The organism is Actinomadura chibensis NBRC 106107 (genome assembly GCF_001552135.1).
GTDB classification, from domain to species: domain Bacteria; phylum Actinomycetota; class Actinomycetes; order Streptosporangiales; family Streptosporangiaceae; genus Spirillospora; species Spirillospora chibensis.
Window position 1 is genome coordinate 36,499 of record NZ_BCQP01000076.1, and the last position, 21,668, is coordinate 58,166.

General features: G+C 69.6%; 23 protein-coding genes. 11 read left to right on the forward strand and 12 right to left on the reverse strand.

From position 1 onward, the window contains the following. Nucleotides 1–66: 66 nt before the first annotated feature. The 4 genes from ACH01S_RS37295 (at nucleotide 67) to ACH01S_RS37310 (ending at nucleotide 3,752) form a co-directional block, all read left to right on the forward strand. Nucleotides 67–465: a YybH family protein gene (locus ACH01S_RS37295; RefSeq protein ID WP_067903652.1), complete on the forward strand. Its 399-nt coding sequence runs from the start codon at nucleotides 67–69 to the stop codon at nucleotides 463–465. Continuing rightward, on the forward strand, nucleotides 462–1,958 hold the full coding sequence (locus ACH01S_RS37300) for an aldehyde dehydrogenase family protein (RefSeq protein ID WP_148344222.1): 1,497 nt from the start codon (nucleotides 462–464) through the stop codon (nucleotides 1,956–1,958). Before ACH01S_RS37295 ends, ACH01S_RS37300 begins: the two co-directional genes overlap by 4 nt. 80 nt (nucleotides 1,959–2,038) lie before the next feature. Beyond that, nucleotides 2,039–3,247 (forward strand): acyl-CoA dehydrogenase family protein, encoded by a 1,209-nt coding sequence (locus tag ACH01S_RS37305; protein ID WP_067903655.1) that lies wholly within the window; start codon nucleotides 2,039–2,041, stop codon nucleotides 3,245–3,247. Nucleotides 3,248–3,263: 16 nt separating this feature from the next. Further along, nucleotides 3,264–3,752 (forward strand): flavin reductase family protein, encoded by a 489-nt coding sequence (locus ACH01S_RS37310; protein ID WP_067903658.1) that lies wholly within the window; start codon nucleotides 3,264–3,266, stop codon nucleotides 3,750–3,752. Nucleotides 3,753–3,810: 58 nt separating this feature from the next. Here ACH01S_RS37310 and ACH01S_RS37315 read toward each other — a convergent pair whose 3' ends face one another. The 5 genes from ACH01S_RS37315 to ACH01S_RS37335 all read right to left on the reverse strand — a co-directional run bounded on the left by ACH01S_RS37315 (nucleotide 3,811) and on the right by ACH01S_RS37335 (nucleotide 8,122). Next, complete coding sequence (locus tag ACH01S_RS37315) at nucleotides 3,811–4,446, reverse strand: hypothetical protein (RefSeq protein ID WP_148344223.1); 636 nt, start codon at nucleotides 4,444–4,446, stop codon at nucleotides 3,811–3,813. 11 nt (nucleotides 4,447–4,457) lie between these two features. Beyond that, complete coding sequence (locus tag ACH01S_RS46380) at nucleotides 4,458–4,592, reverse strand: hypothetical protein (protein WP_255220379.1); 135 nt, start codon at nucleotides 4,590–4,592, stop codon at nucleotides 4,458–4,460. Between the two features lie 380 nt (nucleotides 4,593–4,972). Continuing rightward, on the reverse strand, nucleotides 4,973–5,839 hold the full coding sequence (locus ACH01S_RS37325; RefSeq protein ID WP_067903668.1) for a hypothetical protein: 867 nt from the start codon (nucleotides 5,837–5,839) through the stop codon (nucleotides 4,973–4,975). A gap of 134 nt (nucleotides 5,840–5,973) precedes the next feature. Next, nucleotides 5,974–6,882: a DUF5753 domain-containing protein gene (locus tag ACH01S_RS37330; RefSeq protein ID WP_083981579.1), complete on the reverse strand. Its 909-nt coding sequence runs from the start codon at nucleotides 6,880–6,882 to the stop codon at nucleotides 5,974–5,976. Nucleotides 6,883–7,294: 412 nt separating this feature from the next. Further along, on the reverse strand, nucleotides 7,295–8,122 hold the full coding sequence (locus ACH01S_RS37335; RefSeq protein ID WP_067903737.1) for an SAM-dependent methyltransferase: 828 nt from the start codon (nucleotides 8,120–8,122) through the stop codon (nucleotides 7,295–7,297). 576 nt (nucleotides 8,123–8,698) lie between these two features. On the opposite strand from ACH01S_RS37335, the gene ACH01S_RS37340 reads away from it, so the two are divergent. Continuing rightward, nucleotides 8,699–9,640 (forward strand): helix-turn-helix domain-containing protein, encoded by a 942-nt coding sequence (locus ACH01S_RS37340; protein ID WP_083981580.1) that lies wholly within the window; start codon nucleotides 8,699–8,701, stop codon nucleotides 9,638–9,640. 55 nt (nucleotides 9,641–9,695) lie between these two features. Here the strand turns inward: ACH01S_RS37340 and sepF are convergent, their stop codons facing one another. Next, nucleotides 9,696–9,959, reverse strand: coding sequence for a cell division protein SepF (gene sepF / locus ACH01S_RS37345; RefSeq protein WP_067903671.1), 264 nt, complete (start codon nucleotides 9,957–9,959; stop codon nucleotides 9,696–9,698). 54 nt (nucleotides 9,960–10,013) lie between these two features. Further along, nucleotides 10,014–10,553: a hypothetical protein gene (locus ACH01S_RS37350; RefSeq protein WP_067903674.1), complete on the reverse strand. Its 540-nt coding sequence runs from the start codon at nucleotides 10,551–10,553 to the stop codon at nucleotides 10,014–10,016. Between the two features lie 107 nt (nucleotides 10,554–10,660). Between ACH01S_RS37350 and ACH01S_RS37355 the strand changes: the two genes are divergently transcribed. From ACH01S_RS37355 to ACH01S_RS37365, 3 genes are all read left to right on the forward strand, one after another. Beyond that, nucleotides 10,661–13,066, forward strand: a complete 2,406-nt coding sequence (locus ACH01S_RS37355; protein ID WP_067903677.1) for a TIR domain-containing protein — start codon at nucleotides 10,661–10,663, stop codon at nucleotides 13,064–13,066. 189 nt (nucleotides 13,067–13,255) lie between these two features. Then, nucleotides 13,256–13,966 carry an MIP/aquaporin family protein gene (locus ACH01S_RS37360; RefSeq protein WP_218010533.1) on the forward strand — a complete coding sequence of 237 codons (711 nt, stop codon included), beginning with the start codon at nucleotides 13,256–13,258 and terminating at the stop codon, nucleotides 13,964–13,966. A gap of 33 nt (nucleotides 13,967–13,999) precedes the next feature. Further along, the gene (locus ACH01S_RS37365) at nucleotides 14,000–14,554 is read left to right on the forward strand and encodes a ferritin-like domain-containing protein (protein ID WP_067903683.1); all 555 of its coding nucleotides are present in this window, start codon (nucleotides 14,000–14,002) and stop codon (nucleotides 14,552–14,554) included. 18 nt (nucleotides 14,555–14,572) lie between these two features. On the opposite strand, the gene ACH01S_RS37370 is transcribed toward ACH01S_RS37365, so the two are convergent. Together ACH01S_RS37370 and ACH01S_RS37375 are read right to left on the reverse strand one after the other, a co-directional pair. Beyond that, nucleotides 14,573–16,600 (reverse strand): hypothetical protein, encoded by a 2,028-nt coding sequence (locus ACH01S_RS37370; RefSeq protein WP_067903686.1) that lies wholly within the window; start codon nucleotides 16,598–16,600, stop codon nucleotides 14,573–14,575. Further along, nucleotides 16,597–17,451, reverse strand: a complete 855-nt coding sequence (locus ACH01S_RS37375; protein ID WP_067903689.1) for an AfsR/SARP family transcriptional regulator — start codon at nucleotides 17,449–17,451, stop codon at nucleotides 16,597–16,599. The genes ACH01S_RS37370 and ACH01S_RS37375 overlap by 4 nt, the downstream gene beginning before the upstream one ends. Nucleotides 17,452–17,620: 169 nt before the next feature. On the opposite strand from ACH01S_RS37375, the gene ACH01S_RS37380 reads away from it, so the two are divergent. After that, complete coding sequence (locus ACH01S_RS37380; RefSeq protein ID WP_067903692.1) at nucleotides 17,621–17,833, forward strand: DUF397 domain-containing protein; 213 nt, start codon at nucleotides 17,621–17,623, stop codon at nucleotides 17,831–17,833. Nucleotides 17,834–17,895: 62 nt separating this feature from the next. On the opposite strand, the gene ACH01S_RS37385 is transcribed toward ACH01S_RS37380, so the two are convergent. Next, entirely contained in the window at nucleotides 17,896–18,786 is an 891-nt protein-coding gene (locus ACH01S_RS37385) for a helix-turn-helix domain-containing protein (protein WP_067903695.1), read from the reverse strand. 120 nt (nucleotides 18,787–18,906) lie between these two features. On the opposite strand from ACH01S_RS37385, the gene ACH01S_RS37390 reads away from it, so the two are divergent. Next, nucleotides 18,907–19,539, forward strand: coding sequence for a hypothetical protein (locus tag ACH01S_RS37390; RefSeq protein WP_067903699.1), 633 nt, complete (start codon nucleotides 18,907–18,909; stop codon nucleotides 19,537–19,539). An 82-nt stretch (nucleotides 19,540–19,621) separates the two neighbouring features. On the opposite strand, the gene arsB is transcribed toward ACH01S_RS37390, so the two are convergent. Next, a complete protein-coding gene (arsB, locus tag ACH01S_RS37395; RefSeq protein WP_067903702.1) occupies nucleotides 19,622–20,746 on the reverse strand; it encodes an ACR3 family arsenite efflux transporter in 1,125 nt (374 codons plus the stop codon). Further along, entirely contained in the window at nucleotides 20,743–21,030 is a 288-nt protein-coding gene (locus ACH01S_RS37400) for an ArsR/SmtB family transcription factor (RefSeq protein ID WP_246236538.1), read from the reverse strand. Before ACH01S_RS37400 ends, arsB begins: the two co-directional genes overlap by 4 nt. A 272-nt stretch (nucleotides 21,031–21,302) precedes the next feature. On the opposite strand from ACH01S_RS37400, the gene ACH01S_RS37405 reads away from it, so the two are divergent. After that, on the forward strand, nucleotides 21,303–21,668 hold a 366-nt coding region (locus ACH01S_RS37405), incomplete at its 3' end, for an RNA polymerase sigma factor (RefSeq protein WP_303621480.1).

Sequence of the window (21,668 nt, forward strand, 5' to 3'; positions counted from 1 at the left end):
GGGTGACCGCGGCCTTCCCATGAACAGGTGATGTGCTGGGAATGGACGATTTATAGCGTCTCGGACATGGGATCACACAACAGTGTCACGGAGCTCAACGATCTGTTCGTCGAGACGATGAATGCCGGTGACCTGGAGGGCGCGCTCTCCTGCTGGGACGAGAACACGGTGTTCCAGACCGGCCCGGGGACGCCCCCGGCGCGCGGCATGGACCAGCTCCGCGCGGCGCTCGCGGAGTTCCTCGAACTCAAGCCGCACCTGTCGATCAAGGAACTGCACCGCGTCGAGGCCGACGACATCGTCCTCGTCGCGCTGCGCTGGGAGCTGACCGGGACGGGCCCGGACGGCACGCCGGTCGAGATGAGCGCGATCGACTCCAACGTCTTCCGCCGCCGCCCGGACGGCACGTGGCGCATCGTGATCGACAACCCGTTCCACTCCGCCCACATCGGGCTCGACTCGTGACCACGGTCGCCACCGGCCGCCTGACGATCGACCGGCCGCTGCCGGCGATCGTCGGCGGTGAGCGGCGGCCGGTCGCCAAGACGCTCCCCGCCGTCGAACCGGCGACCGGCCGGACGTGGGCGCACGTCGCCGACTGCGACGCCGAGGTCGTGGCCGAAGCGGTCGGGGCGGCGGCCGCCGCGTTCGAGACCTGGCGGACGACGTCCCTCGCCGAGCGGCAGGCCGTCCTGTGGTCCATCGCCGACCGGCTCACCGCGACGGCGGCGGAGTGGCCCGCGCTGCTCGCCACCGAGAACGGGCGGGCGATCCGCGAGGCGGAGCTGATCGACGTCCCCACGGCGGCGGAGATCTTCCGCTACTTCGCGGGGATGGCGCGGGGCATCCACGGCGAGACGATCCAGGGCGCGCCCGAGTCGTCGCACGTCTACACCACCCGGCGGCCCCTCGGCGTGATCGCGGCGATCGTGCCGTGGAACTCGCCGCTGATCTCCGTCGCGCACAAGCTGGCCCCGGCGCTCGCGGCGGGCAACACGGTCGTGGTGAAGCCGTCCGAGCTGGCGTCGGTGAGCACCGTCCGCTTCGTCGAGGCGATCGCGGACCTGCTGCCGCCCGGCGTCGTCAACGTGGTCACCGGCCTCGGCGCGAGCGCGGGCGACGCGCTCGTCACCGACCCCCGCGTCGCCAAGATCAGCTTCACCGGCGGGACGGCGTCCGCGCGGACGATCCTCAGCCGGGCGGGCGGCGCGCTGACCCCCGCGCTGATGGAGCTCGGCGGCAAGGGCTCGCTCGTCGTCGGCCCGGACGCCGACCTCGACACGCTCACCGACGACGTCCTCACCGGGATCTTCGCCGCCAACGGCGAGGTGTGCTTCGCCTCGTCCCGCGTCCTCGCGCACGCCGACGTGCACGACGAGCTGCTGGAACGCGTCGCGGCCCGGGCCGAGCGGATCCGCGTCGGCGACCCGCTCGACCCGTCGACGCAGCTCGGACCGCTGATCAGCGTCGCGCACCGGGACCGGGTCGCGGGGGCGGTCGACAAGGCAGTCGCCGAGGGCGTCACCGTCGCCGCCGGACATGTCGTCCCCGAGCTGGGCGGCGACCTCGGCGGCGGCGCGTTCTACCGGCCGACCGTCCTCGCCGACCCGGACGGCCGGACGAGCGCCTCGTGCGACGAGTTCTTCGGCCCCGTCCTCACCGTCGAGCGCTGGACGGACGAGGACGACGCCGTGGCCCGCGCGAACGCCGTCGCCTACGGCCTCGCCAGCGGCGTCTGGACGACCGACCTCGCCCGCGCGCACCGCATCGCGGCGCGCCTGGAGGCGGGCATGGTCTGGGTGAACACCTGGTTCGCCACCCCCCTCGGCCAGCCCCAGGGCGGCGTGAAGGCCAGCGGCTTCGGGCGCGAGGGCGCGGCGGAGACGATCACCGAGTACCAGGCCACGAAGGTCGTCAACGTCAGTCTCGACAACGCGCGCCCCCCGATGTGGGACTGAACATTTCTCATCCGGCCCGTGCGCCGCGACGGAGATGAAGAGCGTTCACCGACCCGCCACCTGAACCCCGTGGAGGAACAATGGATTTCCGGCTGGACGAACAAAGCCTGAGAATGGCGGAGATCGGGAAACGGCTCGCCGCCGAGATCGCGCCGCGCGCCACCGCGGCCGACGAGCGGCGCGCCATTCCCGAGGAGAGTTTCGCCGCGTTGCGCGAAGCGGGGCTGTACGGGGCGGGGCTGTCGACCGACCTCGGCGGGCTCGGCGCGCGGTCCACGGCGTGGCTCGCGACCGTCGAGCAGCTCGCGCAGGGCGACGCCTCGACGGCCCTCGGCTTCAACATGCACTACGTGGCGACCCGCATCGCCGCGGAGCTGCCGTCGTTCGACCCCGAGGTCAAGAAGCACGTCGCCGCGCTGGTGATCGACGACGGCGCGCTGATCTCGGCGCCGCTGTCGGAGCCGTCCTCGTCGAGCCTCCTGCCCGGTACGTTCCTCCCGACGGTGACGGCCGCCCGCGCCGCCGACGGCGGGCTGCGCGTCACCGGGACGAAGATGTTCGCGTCGATCTGGGAGGCGAGCGACTACGCCTTCATGTTCGCCCGTCCCGACTGGAGCGACGACCCGACGTCGGTCGTCGCGTTCCTGCTCCCGGTCGACCAGCCGGGGCAGATCGTCGTCGAGGACGTCTGGGACACGCTCGGGATGCGGGCGACGCGCAGCAACAAGGTCAACATCACCGACGCGCACGTCCCGGCGGAACTCGTCCTCGGGCCGATCGACGACTTCGTCACCAACTGGATCGTCGCGCAGGCGGCGGTGAGCTGGGGCGGCTACACCGGCTGCTACCTCGGCCTCGCCGAGGGGATGGTGGCCTGGCTGACCGAGAACCTCGGCACCCGCACCGCCAAGGGCTACGCCCAGCCGATGGGCTACCACCCGACGATCAGCTCCGCGATCGGACGCGTCGCGACGCACGTCGAGGCGGCCCGGCTGATGATGTACCAGGCCGCGTGGCACGCCGACACGATCGGGCCCGGCCTGCCCACCTGCCACGCCTACCTGAAGGCGAAGCTGATGCTGGCGGACGCGATCGGACGCCTCGTCGAACTCGGCACCGCCGCGGGCGGCCTCAACGCGCTGATGCGGCCGAGGGGCTACGAGCGGATGCTGCGCGACGTGACCACGGCGGCGATCATGCCGCCGAACGCCTACGCCTGCGCCGAGATGGCCGGACTGATCACGATGGGGCTGGACCCGGCGCGGGCCCCCTCGCTCGCCACGGCCTGACGGACAGGTGATCGAAATGCAGGAGGTCACCGAGGACGTCGCGGTGCTCAGGCGGACCTTCGGGTGCTTCCCGTCCGGTGTCACCGCGGTGTGCGCGCTCGTCGACGGGACGCCGACCGGCATGGCGGCGAGCACGTTCACCTCGGTGTCGCTCGCCCCGCCGCTGGTGTCGATCTGCGTCCAGAACACCTCGGAGACCTGGCCGAGGCTGCGGCACGCGCCCCGGCTCGGGCTGAGCGTGCTCGCGGAGAACCACAACGAAGCCTGCCTGCGCCTGTCCCGCAAGGAGGGCGACCGCTTCACCGGGGTCGACTGGGAGGCCCGTCCGGGCGGCGGGGTGTTCGTCCTGGACGCGACCGCCTGGCTGGACTGCCGCCTCCACGACGAGATCCCGGCCGGCGACCACGTGATCGTCCTGCTGGAGGTGCTGAGCCTCGCGGCCAGGCCGGAGACTCCTCCGCTGGTCTTCCACACGAGCCGCTTCCGCCGCCTCGCCCCGGTCTGAGCGCCACCCCCGGCACGGGCTCCGGCAAAGACGCCGGCGCCCGTGCCCGGCGTTTCGGCTACGGGACGTCGTGCGCGTCGAAGGGAATCCAGGTCCATGCCTTGGTGTGCGTCTCCTTGACGTCCACGGGAGTGAGATTGAAGGACTCGCCGCCGATGAGGCGGTATCCCACGGCGGTCTGGTAGACCGCGTCGGAGACGATGAGACCGAATTCGGCGTTTCTCTCCTTCAACTGCCGTTTGAACGCCTCCGCCTCAAGGAGGCGGAAGAGGAGGTTGACGGGCGTTCCGATGACGCCGTGCCGGTCCCGGTGCACGTAGCCGTCGGCCAGGGCCATCCGCAGCCGGAGCGTGTGCCGCTCGTCGAGGACGGTCTTGTTGTGGCTTCTGATTCCGGACCGGGTCTCGGCCAGGAAAAGCGTGAGTAGGCCTTCCAGACCCGCGGACGTGGGAATCATCAGGATCCCGTCACCGCGGTCCTCGGGGCGGGCGGCGCGCCAGGGCACACCGGCGGTGTCGCACGCCTGCCGCGTGATCCGGTAAACGGCGTCGCGCAGGGTGATCTTCGTGGCCTCGTCGTGCTGCGAGAATCCGGGAATGTCATTGGCGGCCAGCAGTTGGTGGCGCGGCTTGGCGCCGGAGAAGTTCGGCTGGCCGATAACGTTCTGCAGGAAGAATCCCATACGGTCGATCAAGATGGACCCACCTATGCTTTCGTGGCGATTTCGCGGAACGGGTCGTCCCAGAACTCGACGAGTTCCTCGGCGCTGAGCTCGTGCATGATCGGCTTGCGGTCGAGGAGGCGGCCCGTCCTGACCATCCAGACGGTCGTCAAAGTCATGGCCAAGGCGGCCTCGTCCGCGCCTTGCGGGCCGGTGCGGCGACCGCGCTCGCCGGCGCGGCGCGCGGTGGACATGGGGGGCGTCAACGGTTGTCTCCAGCGTGGTGTCGCAGGTCAGAGGACCGAAACGATGTGAGGAACTATTCCGTCCCGTGCGGCGTGCGCTCGCCGGTTCGCCACCAAATAGTTATTCGTGAAGCAGAAAAGCCGTTCGGTGACTCCTGGTGAACGCCGGTGAACGGTCGTGAACGAATGTGCAAGCGGGTGCACCGCCGTAAACACGGTCGACTCGCACCGATTCGCCCGGCAATGCGGGCGATCGTCGGCAGAGCCGAGTGGAGGGAAACCTCAGCGCGGGCCGGTCGACGGGGGACCCGGACTCAGTGCGGCTCGTCGCCTTCGACCGCGACGGGACGGTCGCCGATGTCGGTGCGCAGGAGGCAGAGCCGGAAGAAGTGCGTGGCCGCCTCATAGCCGTGCGCCTCCGCCATTTCGGCCAGCGAGTTGGCGCGTGCACGCGCGTGGCGAACGTCGATGCCGTCGTCGGGGCCGGGGAGCAGGCCCGATGCCGCGGGATGGTCGGCGGCGGTCGCGTTGAGGAGGTAGGCCACCGCCTTGGCGCGGTATTCGGGGTAGAGGGCCAGGGCGACGGCGAGCTGGTAGATGGCTTCGGGGTCTCCGAGCGCGGCCCGCTCGGCCAGGACGTCGCCGTATGCGCCATGGGCCCTGAGCACGGCCGATTCGCCCGGCTCCAGGTGGATCGGATCGGCGGTGCGGCGGGACGAGCCGGGAGCGACCAACGCCACCGACGGCAACACCGACAATCGGCCGTCCGGCGCCGACGAATTCGGTTCCGGGTTCGCGGCACGGACATCGTCTTGTTGCTTCGCCTGGCGGAGCCGCTCCTGCCACGCCTCCAGAATCGCCTCCCATCCGAGTGGGGCGCCGGTGGCCGGGTCGGTCCGAATGCTGCCGTTCTCCGCCGCGCAGCGGAGGAAGCAGAGTACGAGCACCGCGAGTGACGCGGCCGATGCCTGGCGGGCGCCGCTGAGCAACTGACTCATGTTCGAGCGGGACAGGCTCGTCGGAAGGGACGAGCGGCCGTGCTTGAGAGGAAAGAGCTCATCGAGCCGCGGAACGATGCGGATGACACTGGAGGAGGTCGGCTCGCCGCACTCGGTGTGTAACTGCCGGAGATCGGCGGCGAGCTCCTCATTTCCCGCTGGGTAGAAGAGTCGGTGGCTCATGGTGGTCCGATCATGGCGTCTGGGGCATGCCGCACGGCGGGCACATCACGCGCTGACACCGACCCGCTCCCGCCAGCCTGGCATGGCGGACACCGCCGTGTCTGTGCCGGATGACACGTTACGACACGACTTGATCACATAGAGTTGATCAGCTCGTCCAGCATCTCGGGCGTTCGGTCGGGAGGCGGCGCCTGCGTCCCGAGAAGGTTCATGGCGTGGCGGTAGTAGTCCCTGTCGCCGGGCCGGAACGGATACACCGCGTTGTCCAACTGCTCCAGGAAAACAAGGTCCCGCAGTTCGCGATCGCGCCAGCGCAGCACCGTGATCGGGCCGCCCAGCGCCGGGTGGCCGCCCAGTTCGAACGGCAGTACCTGGACGGTGATGTTCGGACGCTCGCACAGGCGACGCAGATGCTCCAGTTGCTCTCGCATCGTGGCCGGCCCGCCCACGGGACGGCGTAGCGCCGCCTCGTCGATGATGGTCCAGATACGCGTGGGCTGCTCCGAATAGAGGATGCGCTGGCGCTGCATTCGCAACTGGACGCGCATTTCTGTCTGCTCATCGGTGGTCTCGCCGGGCAACAGTCCGAGTTGCGCGCGGGCGTAGTCGCGTGTCTGCAACAGATCGGGAATCGACTGGACGGCATAGGACCGAATGACCGCGGCCGTTTGCTCGGCCCCCAGGTACGGCAGGAACCAGGCGGGGATCAATTGGCGGAACGGCTGCCACCAGCCGGGCCGACGCGACTGCCGGGCCATCTCCACCAGCGCCACCCGCGCGCCGTGCTCCTCGACTTCATAAAGGTCGCAAAGCGCGACCACGTCGTCGATCCGGGACCCGATCAGGCCCAGTTCCATGCTCGCCAACCGGGCCTCGGAACCGACCACCCGCGCCGCGCTCAGCCTGTTCAGTCCGCATTGCTCGCGGAGTCGGCGCAGCCGGACGCCCAGCAGCAGTCGCGGCATCGTCGGACCCGGGGCGTCATCGGCACTCATCTGCCCGGACAACTGGGCGATGAGCTGGCCTCCCAGCGCCGCCGTCACACCGCCCCCTCTTGGCGCGTTCCAGCAACGCTGTTCCGGGCGACGCGCGGCACCCATTCCGCGGCATCGCGGAAGGATCCGAGATGCCGAGTTCTCATTTCTAGCCGTACCAGTTCACGGCCCATCCCGCCACCCCGGCGGGCGTGCGGAACAGAGATTAGGGGTGACCTGTTTCGCGGCACGGGCAGGAGCATGAATACCATCTGGCATCCTTCACCCGCCGGGATGTTCGCGCCCATCCGGGTTCTGGTCAGACACGCTTCCCCACTCGACAAAGCATGCATGGTGCAGTCAGTTCGCGAGCAAGGACAAGGCGTCCACCGGGCAGCCATGCTCCCAGAGACAGGAGTACAAGGAAAGGACCTGTCGGCGGCCGGTGTGTACCGACTCGCGCCGCGCGCCGCCGCGATCCTCAAGCCGCTGATTGAGGCTTGCGGGCCACTCCGCAGTACTGATCGGACTCCTCGGGTTCACCGAATGGCAACGGTTCGGGACGCCAGCGCGTACACGACACGACGCCGGGATCGACCAGCTCCAGCCCCTCGAACAGGGCCGCGATCTGCGCCGGGCTGCGGTGGATACCCGGCGGCTTTCCGAACTGGTTCCATTGCCGGATCGCCTCCGCCATCCTCTCGCCGGTGGCCTCGATCGTGGGGTGGGCGATGGCGATATAGCTTCCGGGCGCCGTTTCCTCCATCAATCGCCCGACGATTCTGAGAGCCTCCTGGTCGTCGGTGATATGCCATGCCACGCCCAGCATCGTCACCGCCACCGGCTCGGAGAAGTCCAGGGTCTCGCGCGCGCCTCGCAAGATCGTTTCCGGATCGTGCATATCGGCGTCCAGATACGAGGTCGCTCCCTGTGGAGTGCTGGTCAGCAGCGCCCGCGCGTGGGCCAGCACCAACGGGTCGTTGTCGACGTAGACGACCCGCGATTCGGGGGCGATGCGCTGGGCCACCTCGTGGGTGTTGTCGGCGGTCGGCAGCCCCGTCCCGATGTCCAGGAACTGCCGGATCCCCTGCTCCACGAAGAAGCTCACGACCCGCTTCAGGAACGCCCGATCAGCCCGGGCCTGGTCGACGATGTCGGGCAGCACCTCGGCTATCTGGTCGCCCAGCCGCCGATCGACCAGGTAATTCTCTTTCCCGCCCAGCCAGTAGTCCCAGATCCTCGCCGAATGCGACACCGAGGTGTCAATGGCAGGAGTCGACCGCGGATCCGGTGCCCGTGAATCGTCCACCACGAAAGTTCCCTCCGCCCAAGAGAAACCATTGCAACACTATAACGACACGCGCGCCGAATGAACCCCCCGGCGGTGGTCCGATTGGCCATATCCGTGTACCCGACGACTATAGCCTTGTGCGTTAGCGCCGCTCCAGGGAATCGTTTGCCCCTGGACGCCGCCCGGCCCCCCGTGTTCCGCAAGCGTTGACCAAACTCACCTTTATCTGGAGGCACCAATCCATCATCAGACTCATCGGATATGCAGATGCGCGCGAGGGGTCGCGGCGGCATGGCCGTGGGCGCGGCCGTCGCAGGCTCCGACTCGACGGGGGACGGGCGACGGGGGCGGCACGCTGCGCGCTGGACGTTATTGGCGGCGATGCGGCACTTCTTCCTATTTGCAGGCTTCTCCTTTTGCTGGGTGGTGGTGATACCCGGCCTGGCGGGCGACGGCAACGACAGACCTTTATACCCGTGCCTTTGCGGCCGGGCGCAAAGGCGTTGGCGAAGGCGGCCGCCGGGGTATTTCCGCGGCGTGACGCTGCGCATTCATTTTGACCGGGAAGATCTGGAAAGAACCCATATTTCTCCCGTGCCGGATGCGCTCTGGGAGCTCGTCCTGAGCCTGCACTGGCTGGGACGGCGCCGCGGCGCCCCCGCGGCCCCCGCCGACGTCGCGCGGTGGCGCGCCGACACCCTGGCGGCGCTGTCCGGACGGCCGCTGGGGCGAGGCGTCCGCGACCATCTCCTGCCCCTCGCCCCGGCGTCCTCCTACTGGCCCGACTTCCTCACCCCGCACACCGGGACCGAGGGCCTGGAGGCCGGGCTCGACACGGTGCTGTCCACCCCGCGCGCCCGCATCGGCCACGAGCTGGACCGTCTCACCACCCGCAGCGGCGCTCCGAGCTGGGGCGCCGAGCTCGCCGCCGGACGTCCGGACGCGTTGCGCCTGTTACGCGACGACGTGCGCTCCTACCACGCGGCCGTGCTGGCTCCGCGCTGGTCCGGCATCCGCGACGACGTCGCCACCGAGCACACCCGGCTCCTCGGCGCCGCGGGAGCGGAGGGAATCGAGGGCGCGCTGGCGGCCCTGCGGCCGTACGCCGTCTGGCATCCGGCCGACCGCGTCCTGGAGGCCCGCTACCCGATGCCGCTGGACGTCCGTCTCGGCGGCCGGGGCCTGCGGCTGATCCCCTCATGGTTCTGCGCCGCGACGCCCGTCGTCCTCGCGGACCCGTGCCTGCCGCCGGTGATGGTCTTCCCGATGCCCCACCGTCCGCCCCCGCCCGTCGACCCGGACGCGCTGGCCAGGCTCCTCGGCGCCACCCGCGCCAGAATCCTCACGACGATCACGATCGCCACCTCGACCGCCACCATCCAGGCCGAGACCGGGATCTCGGCGTCGCAGCTGTCCCGCCACATCGCCGTGCTCCGCGCCAACAACCTCGTCCTCGAAGCCCGCCACGCCGGACGCACCTTCTACACGCGGACCCCGCTCGCCGACGCGCTCATGGCCTCCCCCGGCTCCCATTGACCGCCGCCGCCCTGGCCAAAGCCATGCTGCCGAGGGAAGGTGCCGGTGAATCGGCTCAATCGGCGACGTGCGCCAGATCGGGGATATGCGCGGCGGCGATCCGGGGCTTGACCGGGGGCTGGAGGAGGAAGACGCGCTGGCTCAGCCGCTCCATCTTGCCGCCCCGCCCGCAGATCAGCCCGGCGCAGAAGTCCACGAACTGTTTGGCCACGTCGTCGGTCAGCGCCGTGAGGTCCATGACGACCGGGACACCCTTGCGGAAGAAATGCCCGACGTGCAGGACCTCGTCGTAGTTCTTCGGCCGCAGCGTTCTGATCACGGCACAAGTCTGCCCTACCGGGCGGCTGACGTCCCTTTTCCGGTGAGGCTGCCGCTAGCGGGGAGCGGTGAGGCTCAGCAACCGGTGCTGTTCGGCTTTCAGCAGCGCGAAGGAGGCCCTCACGTAGTCGAGGTACGCGGTGCCCGGATGAGGAATCAAAGCCTTGTTCGAAGCGTCCTTGGCCGCACCGGTGAGCAGGACTTCGAAAGAGGTCACATGGGAGCAGAAGTCCTGGACGGGCGCCGGGACTTCGGGCTCGATCAGCAGATCCGCGTGGCTGATGATGAGGTCCCGCATTCTGGTGTTGGCGGGCATCAGCGCTCCGTCCCGCCAGAGGGGCCAGTCCTCCCACTGGGCCTGGCCAGGCCGCCGATCCTGTTTCGCGGGCAGACCGGCCGCACGGAGCGATTCCCAGATCCGTTCGTTGACCTCGACCAGGGCGTGCAGCGGGCCGTAGAGGTCGCGCAGTTGGCTGTTCACCCGTGCCAGGCGCGCCTGGCGAAGTTCCTGACGCACCTGCCCGCGCTGGTTGAGCACGTAGATGAGAACGGCCACGAGAACGCTCGCGGCGGCGGTGAAGGCCGCAGTCTCCATCCGTGAACATTAACCTGCCCGCCGGGCGCCGTCCCCGTCCCGGAATTCCTCCACGGCGCGCGGTTCGTGGGCGATCCTGTGCTCGGGCGCCATGGACGGGAGACGACGTGCACGTGCTGGAGTTGAGCAACGAGGACGCGGGGCCGTTCCGCGTGCGGTTACTGCGCCGGGGCGAGCCGTATGGGCTTTTTCATCGGCTCACCTACGACAAAGCCGAAGCGCTGATCGAGTTCTATCCTCCGGCCGTCGACGGGCAGCCGCTCAGCGAGGCGGGGCTCACCGCGGCCGTCCGCGCATCGGGCTTTCTACAGGCGCGGGACGACTGGTTCAAGGTGCCGGGCGGGCCTCGGGTCAGCCCGGAGAACTCCCGCGAACTCGCCGCGTGGTTGGAGGGGGAGCTGAGCGAGCCGTGGACGCCGCCGCCTCCGCCGGACCGGCCGGCGCTGCCCTCGCAGGCACGGTCGCTGGCGGGTGCGGAACTGCATCAGACCGGTGACCGGCGGGTGACGTTCTACGTGGGAGGGCTGCTGGGATATGTGCGGAAGGAAGCGCAATGGCTGGAGGTCAATCGCCTCTCCGATGGGCGGCACGTCATCGACTGCCTGCTCAGGGGCCGCCGCCGAATTCGCCGACTGGTCCTCGAACCCGGCAGCCCCCTGGTGGTCGTCCTCGGCTGGGACCATTCCGACCTGCAGCCGGGGAGACAGCCGGTGGAGTACTCCTTTCCGTGGGGCCAGCAGACCCTGAAGGCCACTCTCACCGGCCCGAAGTACGTCGCCGGTGATCCCCGCTTCGAGCAGGACTTCGAAAGCGCGCTGGAGGCGTATCTGGCGAGCCTTCCGCTTGCCCAGGTCCTGCTGGACCTGCGAGGCGAACAGGCGCCGGCGCCGTCGGAGCAGTTGGTCCTCGACCGCTACGGGATTCGGGACCCTGCCGATTCGTCCGGGCCGAATCCCGCCGCCGTCTTCGTCAGCTACTACCACGGCGGGAATGCCGCTGCCAGGGAGAGGTTCGAACGCGAGCACGGGACCGCCATTCGCAGCTCCTCCATCTATCCGGGAGAGATCGACACCGGGCCGGAGGTACGGCGCGAGATCCGCAAACGGATCGCCGGATGCGATTTCCTCGTGGTGCTCGTCGGGCGCGAGACCTACACCCGGCGCTGGGTCGACTGGGAGATCCACGCCGCCTTGACCCGGACGCGCGGCGCCGCCAAGCCGGTCGTGGGAATACTGCTCCCGGAAATGGCGGACGCGGGCGCGTTTCTCACTCCACGCCTGGAGCCGATGCCGCCGCGCCGACCGGTCGCCGAAGTGCTACGCCGCTCCGACGAACTCTCCCAGGAATTGCTGGCCGAGACGGGCACCACCCTCCCCGCAAGGCTGCTGGACAACCTCCTCACCGGCTATGCCGCGCTCACCGACTGGCCCGCCTCTTCGGAAGTTCTGCTCGATGCCCTGGCCGCTTCGACCGGTCGCACGCGCCCGGTGACCAAACGTCCCCTCTTCGCGCGGAATCTGAGTCCGGCGACGGATGAGGCCCCGCGAAAGGATCCCGAGCCCCCGGACGCGCCCCCGGCCCCGGAGGACGCAGCGGCCGACGACGCGACCCCACGGCGGCCCGGCGACGAGCCCCCCTCGCTGGAACGGCTGCTGGCCCGGTTGGACCGGGTCCGCCACCTCGCCGCGCCGAAGGTGGTCACCGGACCGGACGGCACCTGGCTGGCGACGGCCTCCGAGGGACTCGTCGAACTGTGGGATCAAGCCACTCGCACCCGGCTCCACGTGCTCGACGGCATGTGGGGCGACATCGAGGGCTTGGCGGTGAGCCCCAAGGGCGACTGGATCGCCGCCGTCGATGGGATTCACACGGTCCGGCTGTGGTCCGTCCCCTCTTACGAACTGCTCCTGGAAAGGTGGGCGGGCCAATGGGGAGCGGGTGTCGTGGCGGCCGACCCGGAGGGGCGCCGACTGGTCGTCGGTGGAAGCGACGTACAAATCTGGGATATCCCGAGCGGTGAGCGGCTCCAACTCCTGAAGCCGCCCGGCCGCGGCACGGAAGCGCTCTTCTACGGCCCCGGCGGTCAATGGCTCGGCTGCGTCGGAGGAACTCACGCCACCGTCCGCGTCTGGCCGATGCCCGGCGCGGAATCGAAAGTCGACCTCACCAATCGGGTGAAGAACGCTTGGATCAGCTACCTCGTCGTGGACCCGGCCGGTCGCTGGCTGGCCACGGCGGGCGGAAGCGCGGTGCAGCTCTGGGACGTCCGCACAGGCAAACGCCTGCAGTCGCTCACGCCTCCCGGCGGGGCATTGGAGGAACTGATCGTCGGCCCCGAGGCCGAGTGGCTCGCCTGCGTCGGCCGCGACGGAACGGTCGTCCGCGTGCGGCCCGGCCGACCCGCACGCAGGCCCGAACACATCGATCGACCACCGGGGCAAACGGGTCAATGGAGCAGGGCGGGCACGCGCGGCACCGTCCAGATCTGGGTCCCCACGGCCCCGCCCGCCTGATCCCGCCCCCAGGTCGCCCGCCGGGCTCGAACGAATGCGTGACCATTTTGCCCTTTTCCAACGCGAACCTATTTCGACCAGGCCACGACCTATCCGTGAAGCACTCGTGGCCGTAATGAGCCCGTAAGGGCGGCCCGGCGTCCCGGCCCTCGAATGAGGTGACACGATCGGTGGACCGCGGGAAATGAATTGCCGCGGTTCCGCAATGGCAGGGGGACGGACATGCGCAGTTATGTCACGGAGTTCATCGGAACATTCTTTCTCGTCTTCACCGTCGGCTGCACGGTCCTGGCGAAGGCCCCGCTCGCCCCGCTGGCCATCGGCGCGGTGCTGATGGTGATGGTGTACGCGGGCGGGCACGTGTCCGGGGCGCACTACAACCCGGCGGTGACGCTGGCGGTGCTCTTACGGGGACGGATCAGCCTGGCCGACGCCGTCGCATATTGGGGGACCCAGATCGTCGCGGGTGTGGCCGCCGCGCTGGCCGCCAAATACGTGGTGAATCCGGGGCGGGTCACGGAGTTGTCGCCGTCCGGACGCGCGCTCGGGACGGCGCTCCTGGCCGAGGTCGTGTTCACGTTCGCGCTCGCCTATGTCGTCCTGAACGTGGCGACCAGCAAGGACCACCCGAACAACGGCTTCTATGGGCTCGCGATCGGATTCACCGTGGTGGCCGGCGCGCTCGCGGTCGGGGGCGCCTCAGGAGGCGCGTTCAATCCCGCGGTGGCCCTGGGCGCGGCGACCATGGGCCTGTTCGCCTGGACGAAGATATGGATCTGGCTATTGGCCGATCTGCTCGGAGGCGCCCTGGCCGGCGCGGTGTTCCTGAGCCTCAACCCCGAAGACCGCACGCTCGCGCAGACCTCGGCGGAAACCCCGGCGGAAACGTCGGCGGTCTGACCGGGCCCGTCGCCTCGCGAGGGGAGACCGCTCATGAGCAGCGTCGCGCGCGAACTCGCCGAGCGCGCCGGTGTCGACGTGGACGCCCTCATCCGGGAGTTGACGTCGGCCGCCCGGGCGAAACTGTCCGCGCACTACCGCTACACGGTTCTGAACGCGAGCCTGGCCGCCGTGATGGGCCGGGATCTGCGAGAGGTGCTCACGGACGTACGCGCCGAGCACCATCACCATTTCGACGCCCTGGTGACCAGGATCTACGAACTGGACGGACGCCTACCGGACGATCTCGTCCTGTTCGCGACCGCCGAACCCCCGAACGAACCTTCACTAAGCGACGACCCGCACGCATTGGTGACGGCACTCCTCGAATCCGCCCGGAAAGACGCCCGCCACTACACCCATCTGTGCGAACTCACCCAAGACAAGGACCACCGGACTTACGACATCGTCCAAGCGATCCTCTTCGAGCAAGGCGAGCACGAATCCTGGTTCCGCGAACTCCTCGGTACCGGGTCCCCGGCCCGATTCCAACGCGGCTTCCGCGGCCGATCCCCCTACCTCTCCCGTCTCCCGCCCGACGCCCTTTAGCGCCGCGCGGCACACCGGCTACGCGTCTCGCCCCTTGTCCGGTTCAGCGAACGGCGGGAATCCGCGGCGGCGTCGGCTCTGCGAGACGCGCTCGCCGCCTTCGGCCGCCACCTCCTCAAGCAGGCGAAGGGCGCTGTCGGCGACGGCCCCGTCGAGCGAGAGGTGCATGAGCCAGTCCACGTCGTCCTGCTCGCCGCGGGCCTCGCTGAGGCTCTCGATGTCGATGTGGAAGTTCTCGCCGTTCAGCAGGGCGAGCGTGAAGCTCTTGCCGATCAGCAGCCTGCCGTCGAACGGGAGTACCTCGCGGCGGCCGTCGGCGAAGCCGACGCCGATCTCCTGGATCCCGGCCGACGCGATCGCGTCGTACCGGAACGTCGTGCGCCGCTGGTTGCTCGCGATCCCCGTGGCGAAGTCCAGATGGACGGTGACCTGGCGCACTCCCGCCTCGGTGAGCAGGTACAACCAGACGATGTACGCGGTGTACCGCCAGGGGCCGCGCCGTACGCGGGCGCGGCGGGCGCCCGGCGCGGGCTCGGTCAGCACCGCGTACTCGATCACGTCGACGTTGGCCAGGCGGTACTGCTTGCGGATCATCGTCATCAGGTGGATCTCGTCATAGTGGAGCCACTTCGCCATCTCCACGTCGGTGGGCCGATCGCTGAGGGAATCCGTCCACCGCACGTACTCCTGGCACTCGGCGTTCCACCGGCGTTGGGCGAGGTCGCGTTCGGCGGGAAGGCGGTGCCGCCGGAGGAGGTAGACGTCCAGGCGGCTCCCGGCGGTCAACGCGGCCCCACCGGGCAGCATCAGGAACACGAGCAGCACGGCGGCCTTCATCACCAGGACGGCGGCGCCCAGGAGGACGAGCGTTCCAAGGCCGCCCGCGACGGCGCCGAGGACGGCCCCCACGATGTCCGCGGTGGAGCGGCGCCGCTCCCGGAGGTCGCCCGTCCACCAGCGCTGGAAGGTCTGCTGCGCGTGCCACCGGATCAGCCAGTCGATTCCGCCGGGCCGGATGCGCGGGACGGTGTAGAGGCCGGCCAGTTCCGCGGCGAGGAGGCTCCTGATCCGACGGGTGTGCGCGGTCCAGACGGACCGGTGCCTCCCGGCGGGCCATCCCGTCTCGGTGAAGATCCGGTCGACCGCGCCGTCGATGGAGGCGCGGAACGCGGGGTCCGGCACGGAGCGCGTGTCGAACGGGACGTACCGGGACGGGACGCACCGAGGGCCGCAGTAGCCGAGGAGCGCGCCGCCCGCGATGATCGGGACGAGCAGCACCAGGACGAACGCGGGCTTCTGCGAGAAGACCGTGACCAGGGGGAGGAGGAAGCCGAGGGCGAGCACGGGGAGGCCGATGACGGCGAGGAACGTCTGAACGGACGTCAGCCGCGGCTCCTGCGGCATCTGCGGGCGCGGCCGCTCGGGCACCGGCTCGAAGTACTTCCACACGCGGTCTCGGCGCGCGTCCCGCATCCGGTTGACGCGTACCCGCTCGGCCGCCACGTCCTCGACGGCGTCCTGGGTCGCACCCGTCTCGATCCGGTTGAGGTGGAGCTGGATCTCGACCTGGCGCTCCACCACCAGGCGGCCGAAGTTCTCCTTGGCCTTCTCAAGATCGGCCGGGTCGGTCTCCTCGGCCGTCTCCTGGCGGCGCCGGAGTTCGATGAACTCCCAGATCACCCCGATGGCCGCCGACCACGTGTCGGCGGGGTTGTGGTGGACGTACGCGAACGCGCTGTTGAGGTCGCCGTACTCCTCGTCGTTCAGGTCGGCGATCGTGCGCTGGCTCACGATCGCGAGGATCCAGTAGTACAGGACTTCGTTCGACCTGTTCGCCCCGGAGGTGAACAGGTTCTTGAACCAGACCCGCGCCGGTTGCGCCATTCCCGCCGCGAGGCAGTTGCGGGCCTTTTCCAGCATCTCCGGCGGCGGCGTGGCGCCGTCCGTCACGTAGAGGTGGACGTCGCCGTTGACGATGCCCTGGTTCGCGACGTTGGATTGGTCCTTGGCGGTGCTGTGGAACCCGTACCCGGCCGCGCCGTTCACGACTGCTCCTCTCGTTCGGAGCCGCCCATGTGGATGGGGCCGTTGGCGATGCCCTGGTTGCCGACCCTCGCGTTTCCCGTCGCCGTGTTGTTGAAGACGGGGCCGGACCGCCGCGCCCGCTCTTCGTCCCGCGGAACCTCCTCTCCGGGGCCGCGAAGGACGCGCAGGAGGCGATCGCTGGCACGCACCCCCTTCCGGTCGGCCTCCCGCAGGACGTGCTCAAGGTCGGCCGCGCCCTGCCAGCGGCCGTCCGAACGGAACTGCGCCGCGATCAGCAGGACGCGGAGGTCGTCCTCGGGGCCGCTTCGCTCGTCGATGGTCCCCCGGATGTCGGCGGCGAGATTGGGGTTGCCGCCGGAGCGGAGTTCGGCGAGGAACAGCGCGTTCTGCGCCTCGCGGCGTTCTTCCTGGAGGGTTCGGCGGACCGAGTCGACCCATGTCCCGTGCCGGCCGGGGAGGGGCTCGACGCTGCCGCCCCATTCGCCGAGCGCTTCTTGGAGGAGGGGGACGGCGTCTTCCGTGTCCGCCGTCTCGGCCTGGGCGACCTTCTCGCGGAAGCGGAAGACGTCCAGTTCTTCCCGGCCGACCGTGATGCCGTAGCCGCCGGGCTCGGTTCGGATCACTTCGCGTCGCCGCAGGGTGTCGCGCACCTGGAGGGCCAGGCGGCGGAGCTGGTCCGGAGGGTCGCTGGGCGGGGCGTCTCCCCAAACGCACTCGACGAGCCGGTCGTGCCCGACGCGCCGTCCCTCGGCCAGCAGAAGCGATGCGAGGAACAGTTCACCCTGCGGCTGGAATGCGACCCAGCCGTCACCCGTGTGCGCCCGCACCGGGCCTAACAGTTCGTACTTCACGTCGACCAGCTTTCGTTGCGTGGTGCTCGGATAATTCCGCGGGACGGCATGTTCGCCGCATGCGCGAGGAACATGCGAATAACAGGGATCGTGCCATATGGCGTTCGAGCGCTTTTTGCTTTGATCGGAGGTGAAAGGAAACCCGCCCCGAAAGAAAAGAGGGATTCGAATGAACCGCGTTCCGCTTCCCGAGACCAGGCGCTCCTGCAACCAGGGGGGCTGCGTGGTGGTCGAGGACTTGGGCGAGGTCGTGATCATCCGCGACTCCAAGAACCCCTACCAGCCGGGGCTGGTGTTCGGCGCCGCCGAGTACGCCGAGCACCGCCGCCGCATCATCGACGGCGAGCTTGAGCGCGTGAAGCGCGAGCTCTTCGGCATCTGAGGCCGCCGCTCCGGGGGCGTTCCGGAATCGCCGGGACGCCCCCGGAGCGAACGCGGGCCGACTCATCGGAGCTCTCCCTCGAATGAGCGGGCGAGGTCGTCGAGAAACGCCCTGGCCTCGTCGCCGTAAAGGGCCATGCGTTCCAGCCGCGACCACCGGCGCCGGTAAAGGTCCAGCCCCGCCGGGTCGTTCACGGTCAGATTGGCGTGGACGGTCTCGATCATCGCCAGGCCGTCGCCGTCCCTTTCCGCGTCCATCTCGAAGAGGACGAAGCCGTGCGGGGGGCTGGCGACGGCCTCGGCGTCCAGCGGGATGACGCCGATGGCGACGTTGTCCTGGACGCTGAGCGACACGACGCGGTCGAGCTGGGCCCGCAGCAGGCCCGGCGGACCGGGCCGCCAGCGCAGCGCCGCCTCGGTGATCAGGAAGGCGAAGGCCCGGTCCGGTTCGAACAGGGCCATCTGGCGTTCCAGCCGAGCGGCGAGGACGGTCGGGAGCTCGGCGGGCGTGATCTCGGGTTCGAGCAGCGTGAACACGCGGCGGGCGTACTCGGCCGTCTGGAGCAGGCCGGGCACGACGGACGGCTCGTACACGAGGACGCGCCGCGCGGTCCGTTCCAGCCGGCCGATGCCGTCCTGCAGGTGCGTACGGTCGCGCCGCGCGTCGCCCCACGTGTGCACATCGGTGAACACCGCCTCGGTCAGGGCGACGAGGTGCGCCTTCGCCTCTTCCGTCGCCTTCACCGCCTCCGCCCACGCGAGCACCTTGGGCAGCGGGGGGATCGCCGTCCCCGACTCGATCCGCGACACCTTGGACTGGCTGAGGCCGGTCAGCCGCGCGAGTTCCCGGCCGGACAGCCCGGCGAGGGTCCGCACCCGCCGCAGCTCGGCGCCCAGCCGCCGCCGTCTGGCCAGCGCGTCCGGCTCGTCGTCGCCCGCAGTCATAGATCCCATGATTCATTATGAGTCGAACCGGTGCACACGCAAGCAGGGTGACGAACTCCGTGTCAACCGTTAGTGCAGCACTGGTCTAGCTTCTTGACAGGACCCATGCTGCGATTCAACATGATTCACATGGATTCGACCGAGAGGCGATTAGCGCCGCGGCACCGGACGATCCTGGCCACGGACATCGAGGGCTCCACCGGCTTCCCCGACCCCGGGAAGGCGCGGCTGCGGGCCGTCCTGTACCGGGCGCTCGAAGACGCCCTGGCCGCCGCCGGTCTGGGCAGGCGCCACCGCGACGCGTTCGTCGACCGAGGGGACGGCGTCCTCGCGCTCATCCGCGCCGTGGACGGCGTCCCCAAGACCCGCATGTTCGACACGGTGCTGCCCGCGCTCGGAGCATCCCTCAGCGAACACAACGCGCTGGACCCCGTGCACCAGGTGAGGGTCCGCGTGGTCCTGCACGCGGGGGAGACCTACTTCGACGGGCGAGGCCACTTCGGCGAGGCCCTGGACGTCGCGTTCCGGCTCCTCGACCACGAGCGCGTGAAAGAGGAACTGCGCCGCACGACGGCTCCGCTGGTACTGGTCACGTCCGACGACCTGTACCGCGCGATCGTCCGGCACGGCCACGACGGCATCGAGCCGGAAGACTTCCACCCCTCCGTGAAGGCGCGGGTAGGCGACAACGTTCACCCGGGCTGGCTACAAACCCGCGAAAAGACCGTCATCAACATGGCACACCACCGCCGAGGCGCCTAACCCCCGGCTCCAGGTACCGATCGCCACCCGGCACAGCGCGTTTTCGGGGAACACCGTTTCGGGGCGGATCCGGTCGTCGGTATCACCGCGGATCCTCCAGGGCTGGGTGCGGTCCAGGCTGGTGCGTGGCCCGGAAGAATCGGCGTCCCCACAGGCTGACGTAGACCAGGGCGACCAGGACCGGCACCTCGATCAGGGGCCCGACGACGCCGGACAGTGCCTGGCCCGAGGTGACGCCGAAGGTGCCGATGGCGACGGCGATCGCGAGCTCGAAGTTGTTCCCCGCGGCGGTGAACGCCAGCGTCGCGACGCGCGGATAGGGCAGCCGGACGGCGCGGCCGAGCGCGAACGCGCCGCCCCACATCAGCGCGAAGTAGGCCAGCAGCGGGACGGCGATGCGCGCCACGTCGGCGGGCCGTCCGGTGATCGTGTCCCCTTGGAGCGCGAACAGGATGACGATGGTGAACAGCAGCCCGTAGAGGGCGATGGGGCCGATGCGGGGCAGGAACCGGGTCTCGTACCAGTCGCGTCCGCGGGCCTTCTCGCCGGTGCGGCGGGTCAGGTACCCGGCGAGCAGCGGGACGCCGAGGAACACCAGCACGTTCACCACGATCTCGCCGGTGGAGAAGTGCAGGTCGTCGGTGTCCAGGCCGAGCCAGGCAGGCAGGACCTTGAGGTAGAACCAGCCCAGCGTGCCGAAGGCGACGACCTGGAAGACGGAGTTCAGCGCGACCAGGACGGCGGCGGCCTCGCGGTCGCCGCAGGCCAGGTCGTTCCAGATGATGACCATGGCGATGCAGCGGGCCAGGCCCACGATGATCAGGCCGGTGCGGTACTCGGGCAGGTCGGGCAGGAAGCTCCAGGCCAGGGCGAACATGACCGCCGGGCCCGCCAACCAGTTCAGGATCAGCGAGGAGACCATGAGGCGGCGGTCGCCGGTGACGGCGCCCAGCCGGTCGTAGCGGACCTTGGCCAGCACCGGATACATCATGACCAGGAGCCCGAGCCCGATCGGCAGCGAGATGCCGCCGATCTCGACCTTGGCCAGGGCGTCGTCCAGCCCAGGGACCGCGCGGCCAAGCCCGAGACCCGCCGCCATCGCGGCGATGATCCACACGGGCAGGAACCGGTCCAGTGTGGACAGCCTGCCGATCAGCCGGGATTCGGCGGGCGCGGACGGTGAGGCAGTGGATTCGGTCGAGGTCACGTGCAGGGCCTCTTCCTGTCGGCGGCTTGGGCGACGCGGGCGGCGTCGGCGAGTTCGCCGAGGTGCGCGGCGAGGCCGTCCAGCGCTTCTGGGCGGAGGCGGTAATAGGTGAAGCGGCCGCACGGCTCGGTGTCCACCAGCCCGGCGTCGCGGAGGACGCGTAGGTGGTTGGAGATGTTGGTCTGCTTAGCGCCGGTCTCCTCGACCAAGTGGCAGGTGCACAGCGCCTCGACCGCCAGCAACGACACGATCCGCGCGCGGAGCGGGTCCGCGAGCACCCTCAACACATCACTCTCTACTGACATCACCACGGAATGATACGTAAGCAGAAGTGCTGGCCTGGGTCTTGCGGGTCGGCGACGCGGTGAGAGGGGCACGGACGAGAGTCAGTCCGCTGTGACCACAGAGGACGGAGGCGCGGTGACCGTCCGCACACGGGCGTGCATCCGTGGGCTTCGGTATCTTCCCCGGGCGAGTGGAAGTTCGTTTCCCGCTTCTAGTGATATCGGGCTTGTTCTGCTCACTTCTCAGTGTGACGGGATTGGACGAGCGTGGGGTGAGCGGCCCGGGGTCCTCCGCCGAGGGCGCGGACCAGGAGCCGACCGAATGGTTCGACGAGCTGTTCGGTCGGTACTTCGCCCGCGTGTACGCCTACGCGGTGACGCGGGTCGGCGGCACGCTCGCCGAGGAGGTGGCCAGCGAGACGTTCGTCATCGCGTGGCGGCGACGCGACGTGGTGCCCGACGCCCCGCTGGCCTGGCTGATCGGCGTCGCGCGCAACGTGATCCGCGAGCAGTGCCGGCAGGCGGTGCGGCAGGACCTGATCGCCGCGGAACTGCGGGCCTGGGCGGCGACCTCACCGCCGGTCGCCGGGGATGTCGCCGAGGTGGCCGTCGACCGGGACGTCCTGCTCCGGGCGCTT

Excerpts from the sequence above, each read along its gene's own strand:
- ACH01S_RS37325 (WP_067903668.1), bottom strand. The coding sequence starts at position 5,839 with ATGAGCCACCGACTCTTCTACCCAGCGGGAAATGAGGAGCTCGCCGCC.
- ACH01S_RS37350 (WP_067903674.1), bottom strand. The coding sequence starts at position 10,553 with ATGGAGACTGCGGCCTTCACCGCCGCCGCGAGCGTTCTCGTGGCCGTT.
- ACH01S_RS46380 (WP_255220379.1), bottom strand. The coding sequence starts at position 4,592 with ATGACTTTGACGACCGTCTGGATGGTCAGGACGGGCCGCCTCCTCGAC.
- ACH01S_RS37305 (WP_067903655.1), top strand. The coding sequence starts at position 2,039 with ATGGATTTCCGGCTGGACGAACAAAGCCTGAGAATGGCGGAGATCGGG.
- ACH01S_RS37310 (WP_067903658.1), top strand. The coding sequence starts at position 3,264 with ATGCAGGAGGTCACCGAGGACGTCGCGGTGCTCAGGCGGACCTTCGGG.
- ACH01S_RS37380 (WP_067903692.1), top strand. The coding sequence starts at position 17,621 with ATGAACCGCGTTCCGCTTCCCGAGACCAGGCGCTCCTGCAACCAGGGG.
- ACH01S_RS37365 (WP_067903683.1), top strand. The coding sequence starts at position 14,000 with ATGAGCAGCGTCGCGCGCGAACTCGCCGAGCGCGCCGGTGTCGACGTG.
- ACH01S_RS37390 (WP_067903699.1), top strand. The coding sequence starts at position 18,907 with ATGGATTCGACCGAGAGGCGATTAGCGCCGCGGCACCGGACGATCCTG.
- ACH01S_RS37295 (WP_067903652.1), top strand. The coding sequence starts at position 67 with ATGGGATCACACAACAGTGTCACGGAGCTCAACGATCTGTTCGTCGAG.
- ACH01S_RS37385 (WP_067903695.1), bottom strand. The coding sequence starts at position 18,786 with ATGGGATCTATGACTGCGGGCGACGACGAGCCGGACGCGCTGGCCAGA.